Origin of the sequence: Pedobacter chitinilyticus (assembly GCF_003313385.1) — a bacterium.
In the GTDB taxonomy this organism is placed as follows: Bacteria; Bacteroidota; Bacteroidia; order Sphingobacteriales; family Sphingobacteriaceae; genus Pedobacter; species Pedobacter chitinilyticus.
The window spans coordinates 130128-144636 of record NZ_QMHN01000001.1 but is presented as its reverse complement, the minus strand read 5'-3'; the positions used below and the strand labels follow the sequence as shown (position 1 = coordinate 144636).

Here is a 14509-nt window from a genome sequence, read left to right as displayed (position 1 = left end):
GTTTTACCGTCGGTATTGGTCACGGCTAAATCCACTACGCTCGCTTGGGTATCGGTATCCGTTGCCGAGTTATTGGCTGGCGTTGGATCAGTGATGCCTGTAGCGGTGGCCGCAGCACCTGTGTTGATGAAGTCGCCCGTGAACGATGATGGTACGTTTACTACATAAGTATAAGTAATGCTACCACCACTCGGGATGTTTGCGGTTTGGTTAATGCTGCCTGTGCCGTTGGCCGTGCCTGTGGCACCACCTGCGTATACGGCCGTCCAAGTACCCGTTACGCCTGTAGGCAAGGTATTGGTGATCACCGAACCTGGCGCATCACTTGGTCCATCATTGGTTACTACAAAAGTGTAAGTGTTGGTGGTACCTGGGGTATAAGTGGTTTTGCCATCGGTATTGGTCACGATCAAATCCGCCATCCTGTTAGGCGTATCCGTATCGGTTGCCGTGTTGTTGGCAGGGGTTGGATCAGTGATTCCAGCAGCGGTTGTTGCGGTACCAGTGTTCACAAAGTTACCTGTAAACGATGATGGAACATTCACCACATAAGTGTAGGTAATGCTACCACCACTTGGAATATCAGCCGTTTGGCTAATGCTGCCTGTGCCGTTGGCCGTGCCTGTAGCACCACCTGCGTACACCGCAGTCCAAGTACCCGTTACGCCAGCAGGCAAGGTATTGGTGATGGTTGAACCTGGGGCATCACTTGGGCCGCCATTGGTTACGGTAAAGGTATAAGTATTCGTGGTACCTGGGGTATAAGTGGCTTTGCCATCGGTATTGGTCACGATCAGATCCGCAATCCTGTTAGGCGTATCGGTATCCGTTGCCGAGTTGTTGGCAGGCGTTGGATCGGTAATGCCTGTAGCCGTTGCCGCAGCACCTGCACTTACAAAGTTACCCGTGAAGTTTGAAGGGACATCAATCACATAGGTATAGGTAACCGAAGCACCGCTTGGCAAGTCGATGGTTTCATCAATATCGCCGCTGCCATTTGCTGGGCCTGTAGTACCCGTGTACACTGCTGTCCACGTTCCGCCAGTTAAACCTGTAGGTAATGTATTGGTAATTTTTGAACCTGGTGCATTACTAGGTCCGTTATTGGTTACGGTAAAGGTATAGGTGTTAGATGTACCAGGCGTATAAGTGGCTTTGCCATCGGTATACGTTACGGCTAAATCTGCCACACTGTTTTGGGTATCCGTATCGGTTGCCGTGTTGTTGGCCGTGTTCGAATCGGTAATGCCCGTTGCTGGTGCTACCGTACCTGTATTCACAAAGTTACCTGTGAAACCTGCAGGAACATTCACCACATAGGTGTAGGTAATAGAACCACCGCTCGGAATATTAGCCGTTTCGCTAATGCTTCCTGTGCCGTTGGCCGTGCCTGTGGCACCACCTGCGTATACGGCCGTCCATGTACCCGTTACGCCCGCAGGCAAGGTATTGGTAATGGCCGAACCTGGTGCATTACTAGGTCCGCTATTGGTTACCGTAAAGGTATAAGTATTGGTGGTACCTGGCGTGTAAGTGGTTTTACCGTCGGTATTGGTCACGGCTAAATCCACTACGCTCGCTTGGGTATCGGTATCTGTTGCCGAGTTATTGGCTGGCGTTGGATCAGTGATTCCCACCGCAGTTGCCGCAGCTCCTGTGTTGATGAAATCGCCCGTGAACGATGATGGTACATTCACCACATAAGTGTAAGTAATGCTACCACCACTTGGGATGTTCACCGTTTGGTTAATGCTGCCTGTGCCATTGGCTGTACCTGTAGTACCGCCTGCATATACAGCCGTCCAAGTACCCGTTACGCCAGCAGGCAAGGTATTGGTCACTACTGAACCTGGGGCATCACTTGGTCCGCTATTGGTCACCACAAAAGTGTAGGTATTGGTGGTGCCTGGGGTATAAGTGGTTTTGCCATCGGTATTGGTCACAATCAGATCCGCTAATCTGTTAGGCGTATCCGTGTCGGTTGCCGTGTTGTTGGCAGGGGTTGGATCGGTAATGCCCGTAGCCGTAGTTGCCGTACCTGTGTTCACAAAGTTACCCGTGAATGATGATGGTACATCGACTACATAAGTGTAGGTTACTGAACCGCCACTAGGGATATCTGCCGTTTGGCTAATGCTGCCTGTGCCATTGGCGGTACCTGTTGCACCACCTGCGTATACGGCCGTCCAAGTACCTGTTACGCCAGCAGGCAAGGTATTGGTGATGGTGGTGCCTGCTGCGTCACTTGGTCCACCGTTGGTGACTACAAAGGTGTAGGTATTGGTGGTGCCTGGGGTGTACGTGGTTTTGCCATCGGTATTGGTCACGATCAAATCGGCAAGCCTATTAGGGCTATCGGTATCTGTCGCGGTGTTATTTAAAGGAGTTGGATCGGTAATGCCCGTAGCCGTCGTTGCCGTACCCGTGTTCACGAAGTTACCCGTGAATGATGAGGGTACGCTTACGACATAAGTGTAGGTCACCGAACCACCACTTGGAATGTCAGCGGTTTGGCTAATGCTGCCTGTGCCGTTGGCGGTACCTGTGGCACCACCTGCGTAAACGGCAGTCCAAGTACCCGTTACGCCAGCAGGCAAGGTATTGGTGATGGTTGAGCCTGGGGCATCACTTGGCCCATTGTTGGTCACTACAAAAGTATACGTGTTCGTAGTACCTGGGGTATAGGTCGCCTTGCCATCGGTATTGGTCACCACAAGGTCGGCTACCCTATTTTCGGTATCGGTATCCGTTGCCGTGTTATTGGCAGGGGTTGGATCGGTAATACCTGTAGCCACTGCTGAAGTACCCGTATTGACGAAGTTACCCGTAAAATCTGAAGGGACATTGACGATATAGGTATAAGTGATGGTACCGCCACTTGGAATATCAGCGGTTTGGCTAATGCTGCCTGTGCCGTTGGCTGTACCTGTGGCACCGCCTGTATATACCGCCGTCCAAGTACCTGTTACGCCAGCAGGCAAGGTATTGGTAATGGTTGAACCTGGGGCATTACTTGGCCCATTGTTGGTCACTACAAAAGTGTAAGTGTTGGTCGTACCTGGAATATAAGTGGTTTTGCCATCAGTATTGGTCACCACAAGGTCGGCTACCCTATTTTCGGTATCGGTATCGGTTGCGGTATTGTTGGCAGGGGTTGGATCGGTAATACCTGCGCCAACTGCTGCTGTACCTGTATTCACGAAGTTACCTGTAGTCGATGATGGTACGTTCACGACATAAGTGTAAGTGATTGCACCTCCACTTGGAATACTAGCTGTTTGGCTAATGCTTCCTGTGCCATTGGCTGTACCTGTGGCACCGCCTGTATATACCGCCGTCCAAGTACCTGTTACGCCCGCAGGCAAGGTATTGGTAATGGTTGAACCTGGGGCATCACTTGGTCCGTTATTGGTTACCGTGAAAGTATAAGTATTGGTAGTACCTGGGATGTAGGTCGTTTTGCCGTCGGTATTGGTCACGATCAAGTCGGCCAATCTGTTAGGGGTATCCGTATCCGTTGCCGTGTTGTTAGCAGGGGTTGGATCGGTGATGCCTGCAGCCGTTGCCGCAGAAGCAGTATTCACAAAGTTACCCGTGTACGATGAAGGTACATCAACCACATAGGTATAGGTGATGGAACCACCACTTGGAATATCAGCGGTTTGGCTAATGCTTCCAGTGCCGTTTGCCGTGCCAGTCGCACCACCAGCGTACACTGCGGTCCAAGTACCCGTTACGCCCGCAGGCAAGGTATTGGTAATGGTTGAACCTGGGGCATCACTTGGTCCGTTATTGGTGACCACAAAAGTATAAGTGTTGGTGGTACCTGGGGTATAAGTGGCTTTGCCATCGGTATTGGTTACCGCTAGGTCGGCCAATCTGTTAGGGGTATCGGTATCCGTTGCCGTGTTGTTGGCAGGGGTTGGATCGGTAATGCCCGTAGCCGTTGCTGCAGTACCTGTGTTCACAAAGTTGCCTGTAAACGATGATGTTACGCTAACGATATAGGTGTAAGTGATGGTACCGCCACTAGGGATATCAGCCGTTTGGCTAATGCTTCCCGTTCCGTTGGCTGTACCAGTGGCACCGCCTGCGTAAACCGCCGTCCAAGTACCCGTTACGCCCGCAGGCAAGGTATTGGTGATGGTTGAACCTGGGGCATCACTTGGACCAGCGTTGGTGACCACAAAAGTATAAGTGTTGGTGGTACCAGCAGTATATGTCGTTTTACCATCAGTATTGGTTACCACAAGGTCTGCTACCCTATTTTCGGTATCGGTATCTGTCGCTGTGTTGTTGGCAGGCGTTGGATCGGTAATGCCTGCGCCAACTGCTGCAGCACCCGTGTTTACAAAGTTGCCTGTGTATGATGATGGTACGCTTACCACATAAGTGTAAGTGATGGTACCACCACTCGGGATGCTTGCCGTTTGGTTGATGCTGCCCGTTCCGTTAGCTGTACCTGTGGCACCACCTGCGTATACGGCCGTCCAAGTACCTGTTACGCCCGCAGGCAAGGTATTGGTGATGGTTGAACCTGGGGCATCACTTGGTCCAGCGTTAGTCACCACAAAAGTATAGGTATTGGTGGTTCCTGGGGTATAAGTGGTTTTGCCATCGGTGTTGGTCACCGTTAGGTCGGCAATTCGATCAGGGGTATCGGTATCCGCTGCCGTGTTGTTGGCAGGGGTTGGATCGGTAATGCCTGCACCTACTGCTGCTGTACCTGTGTTTGTGAAGTTACCTGTAGTCGATGATGGTACGTTCACTACATAAGTGTAAGTGATAGAACCACCACTTGGGATGCTTGCCGTTTGGCTGATGCTTCCTGTGCCATTGGCTGTACCTGTGGCACCACCTGCGTAAACGGCCGTCCAAGTACCTGTTACGCCCGCAGGCAAGGTATTGGTAATGGTCGATCCTGGGGCATCACTTGGACCAGCGTTGGTTACCGTGAAAGTATAAGTATTGGTGGTACCTGGGGTATAAGTGGTTTTACCGTCGGTATTGGTCACGATCAAGTCGGCCAGTCTGTTAGGTGTATCGGTATCCGTTGCCGAGTTATTGGCAGGGGTTGTATCGGCAATGCCTGAAGCCGTTGCCGCAGCACCCGTATTCACAAAGTTGCCCGTGTATGATGATGGCACATTGACCACGTAGGTATAGGTGATAGAACCACCACTTGGGATATCCGCGGTCTCGCTAATGCTGCCTGTGCCATTGGCGGTACCTGTAGCACCACCTGCGTATACGGCCGTCCAAGTACCTGTTACGCCCGCAGGCAAGGTATTGGTAATGGTCGATCCTGGGGCATCACTTGGTCCATTGTTGGTCACTACAAAAGTATAAGTGTTCGTAGTACCTGGGGTGTAAGTGGTTTTGCCATCGGTATTGGTTACCGCTAGGTCGGCCGTTGGTATTGGCGTTACATCTACAAACTTGCTGTTGTTACTGGTGTTTGAATCGCCCAGGTGATTGGTTGAAGCTGTATTTCTATATTCTGAGGCCAGCTTGTTCCCCAACACTCTAGCCACCACTTGTAAGGTTACCGAAGTGGAATTGGTTAAGTTACCTACCGACCAGTTCCCAGTAGTGTTACTATAGGTCCCCGTTGCGGTGGTATGAGAAACATATTGATAGCCTGCAGGCAGTAAATCGCTAACGATCACACCTGCCGCTGGGCCGCCGTTATTTCTTACCGTAATGGTGAAGGTCACATTGTTACCTGCATTAGGGGTTGCAATGTTAACGGTTTTGCTCACTACTTCAATGTCTGGAGCAGTAAGGGTAATTGGCGTTGGGGTCGAATCATCGAAAGGGGTTCCATTGCCATTGCCATCAGGATCGGTAGTATTGTTTGACACATCCGAAATTGTGACGGCATCATCTCCTCCAGTCGCAGTGACTGTTGCAGTATTGTTGCGTAAACCAAAACTACCATTGGGCACTATATTTAGTGGGATGGTAATGGTTCTGGTCTGCCCTACTGCTAGGTTACTCGCAGACTGCATCAAAACATTGGTATTGGTGCTGCCGTTAAAAGCAGCATTTAGCGTTAATCCTGTTCCACCGCTAATGGTGATACCCGATGCCCTTATCGAAAAGGTCATTGGTGAAGGGAAGGCTGTAGACAATGCTTCTGTTACCTGAACAAACTGAAAAGGTACCTGTCCAAAGTTTTTAATGGTGATGACATAATCTACATTGTAACTGCCATTCGCCTGGAAAACAGGTGTCGTCGCTGTCTTTCCAATACCAATCATCGGGAAATTGATGGTGGTTGGGCTATCGTCTGCCTTGGTGACAGTGGTGCCACTGTTGGAATAATCACTCACCGTTTTTCCAAGTGCCGTACCTCTTGCTGTTGCCGAGTTATTGCCCTTGTAGGTGTTTTGTGAGAAAGCTTGAGAGAAAGCTAAAAACGGGAATATTAATGCAACTACCGCTCCTTTAGCAAACTGTGAAATTCGTGTTTTATTAAAGTTAATCATTGCTGCTAAGGTTAGATGAGTTTAACATTAAGTACAAGCGTAATGGTCTGTTGACTTCCCGCGGCCAACGTTGAAGCGGCGGCATTTAACAAATTCTTATCGCTGTTTCCGTTGAAAGCACTGTTGACCGTTAGCGTTCCAGCCCCACTAGTGATACTGGTTACGGTATAGGTTTTAGGGCTAGGGAAAGTTAAAGTTAGATCGTCTTCGACCTGAACATTTGAAAGCGCTTGGTCACCGTTATTCAATACGTTAAAGGTTAACGTTACGTTATAACTACCGTCCGACTGTAGTACTGGTGTACTTGTAGCTTTCGCAATGGCGATGTCGCAAGATTTTACCGTCACGGTCATGTCGGAAGTGCTATTGGCACAGCTACCGTTGCTGCTGGTCCAACGTAAGGTATAGGTACCTACTACAAATCCGTTTACGGCTGAAGTTGGCGAATTAGCATTTGCAAAAACAGGATCAACTGCGCCACTAGGTTTGCCGACTACCGACCAAGTTCCAATACCTGAAGTAATGGTGTTGGCCGCCATGGTTACAGGTTCAGAAAGACAGATCTCCTGATTTGCTCCCGCTACCGCGGCTGTTGGCTGGTTGGTCACGGCAATGGTCAAATCTGCAGATGAACGGCAGTCTGACGAAGTTTGATTTGAAGTTGGTACAATGGTCCAACGAAGGATATAGGTTCCCTGTGCCAATCCAGAAACGGTAGCCACAGGTGAGTTGATGTCATTAAAGTTGGCCGCGGTAAGGGTTGTTGGTCCACTTACAAAGCTCCAGATTCCTGTTTCAGCAGCAGAAGGAGTATTTCCTGTTAAGGTAGTGCTGGTGGTAGGTGTGCCTGGGAAACCCGTATTACATACCTGTTGATTAGCGCCTACGCTAGCAATGGTGGTAGGTACGCTGGTTACCTCTACGGTCACGTCATCTGTTTTAGAAGTACAGGTAGGCGAACCGTTTGAAATGGTCCAACGGAAAACATAAGTACCGGTAATGGTATTGTTCACTGCCGTTGTTGGTGAGTTGATGGCGCTAAAAGTAGCTGCAGATCCTGCAGGTTGTGAAACAATGCTCCAAGTCCCTATTCCCGCACCCGCTGCTGGTGTATTTCCAGTAAGGATCACGTTACTGGTACATGCCGCATTTTGATCTGGTCCAGCATTGGCATTGGTAGGTTCTGTATAAATATTGATTTTTACGATATCTCTGTTAGAGTTGGCTCCAGTACAGTTTCCACTCACTACAATCCATTCCAACATATAAGTGCCAGGCTTCAAATTACCGAAGCTTGAGGTTGCACTATTTATATCACCAAATGTTGGTGTTGGGCTGCCCGCAGGTTTTTCAATCACATTCCATGAACCTGTACCTGTTACTGGGGTAACGGCAGCCAAAGTCACCGAAGTTACTGGCGTAGCCGTTAAGCTACAGTAATTTTGATCTGGACCAGCGTCGGCAGCAGATGGTAATGCCGAAACCACGATGGTCATGTTATCACTGGTGGAAGTACAAGCCCCTACTGCAGCAATGGTATAGGTAAATTGATACGTTGAGCCGGGTGTAAGGTCACTTACAATGGCGGTATTGGCAGAGATGGTATTGATGGTCGCCGCAGGGCCTCCAGTTTGGGTCCATGTACCTGTACTTTGATTGGTACCTGTTAAGGTTGCCGAAGTTGCCGCACAAAGATTTTGGTCAGCTCCAGCATTGGCAGCACGGGTTACGGTAACCACTACGTCATCTGTAGATGGCGTACAATAGATGCCACCACGAGTGGTCCATCTAAAGGTATATTGACCAAAGACCAAACCCGATACGGTTGCATTGGGCGCATTGGTATCTGAAAACGTAGGAATATTAGGACCGCCTACTACCGACCAGTATCCTGTTCCAACGGTTACAGGCGTTGCACCTAGTACCGTAGAGGCCGCATCACATACTGCGATATCCGCTCCTGCTATAGCCGTAGATGGTGGAGTAGAAACGTTGATGGTTACCTCACTGGTGCTTGAGGTACAAGTACCATTTGAAATGGTCCATCTGAAAATATAACGACCCTCGTTTAAACCTGTTACGGTAGTGTTGCGTAATGACGCATTGGTAATGACCGCCCCACCAGGACCTGCAACCTGTGTCCAGGTACCTGTACCCACCGTAGGTTGGTTACCATTAAGGGTTACTGAGGTACCACAGATATTTTGGTTAGTTCCTGCATTGGCAGTAGTTACTGGTGCCGAGATGGTAATTTTGATACGGGCAGTGGTTGGCGTACATCCGTTACGTGACAATTGCCATTGAAACTCGTAGGTGCCGTCGATTAAATCAGTAACCGTGGTATTATATAATGAGGCATTGGTAATGTTTGGTGTATTAGGGCCACTAATTAACGACCAAGCACCTGCTTCGCCACCTGTAGGCTGGTTACCCGCCATGGTGATGGTACTTGTGCCGCTAGGTAAACAGGTAGTACCTGTAGAGATGGCTGCTGTTGCTTGTTTGGCACCAGCTGTATTTGAAGTTTCGATCACCACATCACTTGAAGAACTACCGCAAGCGTTGTTAATGGTCCATTTAAAGGTATAAGAAGTGCTGGCCAACAAGCCATTTATCACTGCTTTTGGTGAATTGGCATTGGGAGAAAACGTCACTTCGGGTGCGGCCACATTTCCTACGGTTCTTACTACCGTCCACGTGCCCACTTCGTTTAATACAGGTTCGTTACCGTCCAACAATACTGGTGTGCTGTTACACACAGTTTGTGGCATTCCCGCTGCCGAAGTCGTTGGTGCTGGTGCGGCCACCACTACCTCTACATCTGCTTGGGTATTTGTACAAGCACCTTCTCCGCCAGAAACAATCCAACGGAATAAGTAAGTGCCATTGATCATTCCAGTTACAGCAGTTGAGTTTGATAAAGGATTGGCGATATTGGCCGTATTTGGACCACTCACTTGGCTCCATTTACCAATACCTGAAGTTGGTAAGTTACCTGCCAAATTGGTATTGAATACATTACAAGCCAATACTTGCTTGGTACCTGCATTAGAAGCTGTAGGTGCCGCAGAAACCACTACGGTAAGTTCGGCGTAAGCGTCGTCACAACCACCCAAACCACTATCGGTATTTCTACGATAGCGTAACACATAAGTTCCTATTTTATCGAAACCTGTTAAGCTAGTGCCTGAAGGTGAAGCTGTAGTCCAATTGTTTAAACCGCCCATGGTAGTTTGGCGTGTTGAGCCTGCAGGAGCGCTAATTAATGCGTACTGCGTTGCCGTTCCGTTTGAGGTGGTGTAATTAACCGTTAAAGAAGTGGTATTACATGCCAAAAATTGAGGGTTTGCACTTGGTGTGGTGATGGTAATGGTAGGTGCTCCACGAAATTGCACATTATAGTCCCCAGTTGAGGTACATCCTGTAGTTGCATTGGTAATGGTATATCGGAAGAGATAACTGGCGCCTGCTGCCCCTGTTAAGCCAGTCACGATGGTACTGTTTGAGTTGGCATCGGTGAAAGATTGAGTACCAGGACCATTCACTTTTGTCCAAGTAACCACCTCATTGGCATAAAGTGCTTTCGGACCAGTAAGTACTACAGAAGTTCGTCCATCACAGAAAGTTTGTGTATTTCCGCCAGCACCGGTAATACTTTGCGATGCGGGTGCTACCACGACAGCTACGTCATCAGATCCACTGTAGCAGGGACCTGTTACCGTATAACGGAAAATATAAGTTCCCTCTACCAGATTAGATACTGTAGGGTTTCTGGTGGTTGTACTGCTAAAGGTTGGTGTTGAAGGTCCACTCACTAACTGCCATTGCGCAGACTGTCCGTAGGTGGCGCTAGTCCCTGCAAACGAACCGCTAAGTGTAGCACTTGTGGTTACGTTATAACAGCTCCTGGCAATATCGGTACCTGCATTCACGGGCTGAGTACCTAAATTGGTGATCACCACATCGTCAAAAGCCGAACAGGTATTTCCGCCTGTTGTTTTTGAAACCGTCCAACGATAAGTTGCCGATTGTACCGCTGCGTTTGCCGCGAAAGTAATGGTGGCATTAGGGCTATTGATGGTGCCTGCATTGGGATCTGGTCCCGTTCCTGATATTTTTGTCCAGATACCCGTTTCGCCCGTTCCTAGTGGCGAACCCTGCAACACGAATGTTCCAGGGCAAGCATAAGTGTCTGGGCCTGCATTCACAGTACCTAAACTGGAAACCACATACGTTACGTCCTGATATACCAATGAACCATCGGTACACTTGGCCGTTAAACGGAATACATAATTTACATCGGTGGTAAATCCGGATACTGTAGCGGTAACCGCTGTGCCAGCAATTGTACTTGGGCTAATGGTAACGGAAGGACCCGACACCTGCGACCAAACTGCCGTTCCGCCCGAGGCGAAAAGGCCGCTGGCCTGACCATTAAGAACAAAGGGACTTCCAGGACAAACCGTAGTGTTGATTCCCGCATTGACCGTACAGTTTTGGGCTTGGGCATTCATGTAAAAGCCAAGCCACAACGGTACTAATAAAACGTAACGTAGTAGTTTACTCATATGTGATTAATCTGAAAAATTCTTGGTTTAAGAAAGGAGTTGTTTGAACAGCTATAAACTGGACTGGAGAGGGCTAGAGTCATGAGAGAGGGCTAGAGTGGCGATAAGCTAAATGGTTAAACGATAAATTCCTTAAAACTTTCTTGCGTATGCCAACGCTATGCCAGAACATTGCATTTCCTGAATGGCCTTTACGCAAAAGAAGTGTAAGCACCAATTGGCTAACCCAATAGCCACGCAAAAAAGTTTTGAAAAAATATTCTTATCTGCTGATGGCTTTAAGAGAAAAACCCACATCACAATCCCACAGCTTATGTTTTTTCTCAAAATTCCCCAAAATTCCCACCCCATTTTTATTTAGGACAGTTTACTATCGCAGCATAAACCTGCAAAAAACAGCTTCATGATTTCATCATCTCAACCTTGTAGAAATATCTTTGAAATGGCTTGGAGAATGTGCACGGTTTTGATAATGTTCAAAGATTTCTCTGCTCGCTGCACTGCGATCGAAATGACGAAAGTTGGAAAACAAAACTCGATGCGTAATGAAAGGCGATAATACTATGCAAGCATAACATAGTACACTCTTAGTACTCTATCCCTACTTAAACCCTACTTAAGCCCTACTTTAAAGGTAGCTTTGCCAGTATCTCAAGGTCTAGCTGCGTACCACAGAAATTTGTTTTTGATAGTAGGCTATAAATGCCTATTTCAAGTATTTGTTTTATTTTAAAACCGGGGAGTTTGCGATAGTTTATTTACCAATGCAATAAATAGTGATCCTTGCAAACAAACCATGATGACTGAAAAAGAAGAAAACCAGCTGGTATGTGGGTTTGCGCTTGCCATCCAATTATCCTTTTGACTTTTTGTTATCATGCAGATGCACACCTAAATCTGGCGATATCGCTCGAGCAGGCAATGATCAACGTCAGTTTTTAGGAAAGAACAATCGTTGAATTGTCGTATTGATGAGACAAGTTCTTACGTATTAATTGAGGCCGGGAGACTGCTCTTTTGTGATCACACTGGTTGCTGGTTTTTCGGTAAGCTTGACCAGCACCAGTAGGGCTGCAGTGGTCAAACAAAGGAAACAAAGCACAACGATGGCCATGTATTTCTGTGAAATGCCGACACGTACCTTGGTGATAGATTGTCTTGTCCAGATCAGGTCTTCCTTGTACTGCACGTCGGCAAGTGCTTCATCAATATCAGGATTGGCGTTCATCAAACGGGTTCCCGTAGAGGTGTACTGTGTTCCACCGATAAATGCTTCGAGTTTCGTCTGAGTAGGACCCGTCACCCTTGGTTTATAGTACCTGTTGTTTTGGATCTGTTTGGAGAATAGGAAATATACAATGACAATAGTAACGAAAAGGACGGCCAGTAAGGCAACATAATACATGGTGGTCTGCGGGCTTGCAAATAGCCACAGGATGACCATTCCACCACCTAAGATCGCAGTAAAGATACCCTTTATTCCTCCATCCAGCATTTCCAGCGGTATGCCCCATACTGAATCCTTTCGCCATAAAAGCTTCCGGATAGAATATGCTGCTGTTGCGATCGCAATCGCATAACCCACTAGTGGCATAAATGGGCCTAGATCTTCTTTGGTAAAAATCATCATATTATAAGGTTAGTTCAATGTCAAAACTAGGTGGAATAGCAATAGGCAACGGGTGCGTTCTAACTCCGCCAACGGCTGTGCCATCTACCCTAAACCGATATCTTCCAGGCTCGAGATAGCCTGTTACCGGATGCGATGGTGCGCCGAAATATGTCCAGTTTTCGATGTAGTTCGGTGTAGAGGCAATCGTAAGGCCATGATGTTGCGGCGTCTTAACGGTAATGGTTAGGTACTTCGACGCACCTGTATTTCCCTTTTGCATATAGGGCGGGGCGTTAAGTTGAGCAGCGATCACCTTCGCATTTGCCAAAAATTTTTTCATGGTAGCTGAATTACTTATTTCCATTAGTCCTTTCAACCGGAATCGGAGGAAAGCTGACAGACTTCGCTTCATGGCGTCGCGTATGTCGTTCACAGCAAAATTCTCGAATTTTTTGTATCGCAGACTTTCTTTCTTTCTATCGTTAAAATCGGCGCGAAAGTTTTTCATTGCATCGCTGATATCGAGATCGACGTTCAAATTATTATTCATGTAAAAGTCGGTGCCGTTAAAAATATTTACAGGTATAACAGTACCACCACTCAGACTGATGGCAGGAAAACCATTTTGTCCTTTTTCCCTAAGGTAGGAGAATTGATTTCTCAGAATGGTCATGTGATAGTCCACATCGGCAAGGTTCATATATGGACTTCTGACAACAATGGGAGCTGAAGGCGCTTTTTTGCTCGAAGTTGGTAATGCTTGCCCGATATAAAGATTGGTCAGTCTGGTAATCAGATCCGTTGAAGCGTTTCTTTCTTCTGCGTACTGCGGGTCATCAAAAATATTCATTTGGAGCGGTTAGGTGAGTTGAAGTTAGCAATATTTTTTAAACATTCCAATCATCGTTCGAGCTGTTAGTATTATACATTAACTGATTTTATGAAAGGACGTTTGCTTTTCCTTCAACGATGGATAGACAATAAATAAGACAACAATTTTCCACACCTAGGCCATGTCAGATCAGAGTTTGTTCGGACTTAGCCTACGCAGGAATGTTCGATGAACTGCCTTTGCCCATCTCGTATAGGGCGACCATGAGTTCGCGGATAAACACTTCCGACTTTTCAAGAACCTCTTTAGTATATCTATCAATGAGCAGGTCGGTAGATCTAGCACTGAGAGTACCTGAGTTAAGGTTTTCTATCACGTATTCTGTTCCGCTCATCTCAATGTTGATTGAGTAGCCGTGCATGAAGCGGTTGCGTAGCATTGTAATGTGTGTTAGGTACTTTGAAAGGAATGGATCAGAATTGGTAAGGCACGTTGATAAATGATCAGAAGAGCGGTAGCCTAATAACATCAGCTTTCTGTGGAAATCGATATAGTCACGTAAAGGCGTGCTCACTGGCTTGTTCTTTACGAATACGATTACCTTTTTGACGAATACCTCGGACAATGCCACAAGATTTTCATAGAGTGATGCAAGGGTGATGACAAAGGTCTGGAAATTATAGTTGATCATTTCCCTGTACGCTATCGGATTCTCGACACGGAACGAATGTCTGGTGATGATGGTTGCATCCTCAATTTCGCACTCTACAGATAACGGAAGTGCAGTCGTATCATTGCAGAGGATAGAGTGCTGAGCGGTTTCGAAGTACACGAAATATAAGGTCTGGCATCGTTTGAACTTTGCTTCGACCGCAGCAAGCAATCTTTCTACATGAGCGGGTTCCATTTTGATCCTGTCATCGAAATCACTGTTCATACTGGTGATAAGATTGTTTGTTTGCTTATCGCTGATGTGCGTGAACAATTGGTTTCTTTCGGTAGAAAA

5 protein-coding genes are annotated in these 14509 nt (G+C 47.4%); all 5 read right to left on the bottom strand.

What is annotated here, in order from left to right; all coding sequences use genetic code 11:
• Positions 1-6491: DUF11 domain-containing protein (locus tag DUT70_RS00580; RefSeq protein ID WP_113645318.1), on the bottom strand; the 6491-nt coding region annotated here is incomplete at its 3' end.
• Between the two features lie 11 nt (positions 6492-6502).
• Entirely contained in the window at positions 6503-11059 is a 4557-nt protein-coding gene (locus tag DUT70_RS00575; protein WP_128353259.1) for a beta strand repeat-containing protein, read from the bottom strand.
• A gap of 991 nt (positions 11060-12050) precedes the next feature.
• The gene (locus DUT70_RS00565; RefSeq protein ID WP_113645312.1) at positions 12051-12689 is read right to left on the bottom strand and encodes a hypothetical protein; all 639 of its coding nucleotides are present in this window, start codon (positions 12687-12689) and stop codon (positions 12051-12053) included.
• 1 nt (position 12690) lies between these two features.
• Positions 12691-13521 (bottom strand): hypothetical protein, encoded by an 831-nt coding sequence (locus DUT70_RS00560; protein ID WP_113645310.1) that lies wholly within the window; start codon positions 13519-13521, stop codon positions 12691-12693.
• A 193-nt stretch (positions 13522-13714) separates the two neighbouring features.
• On the bottom strand, positions 13715-14440 hold the full coding sequence (locus DUT70_RS00555; protein ID WP_128353258.1) for a hypothetical protein: 726 nt from the start codon (positions 14438-14440) through the stop codon (positions 13715-13717).
• Between the last annotated feature and the right edge of the window lie 69 nt (positions 14441-14509).

Excerpts from the sequence above, each read along its gene's own strand:
- DUT70_RS00575 (WP_128353259.1), bottom strand. The coding sequence starts at position 11,059 with ATGAGTAAACTACTACGTTACGTTTTATTAGTACCGTTGTGGCTTGGC.
- DUT70_RS00565 (WP_113645312.1), bottom strand. The coding sequence starts at position 12,689 with ATGATGATTTTTACCAAAGAAGATCTAGGCCCATTTATGCCACTAGTG.
- DUT70_RS00555 (WP_128353258.1), bottom strand. The coding sequence starts at position 14,440 with ATGAACAGTGATTTCGATGACAGGATCAAAATGGAACCCGCTCATGTA.
- DUT70_RS00560 (WP_113645310.1), bottom strand. The coding sequence starts at position 13,521 with ATGAATATTTTTGATGACCCGCAGTACGCAGAAGAAAGAAACGCTTCA.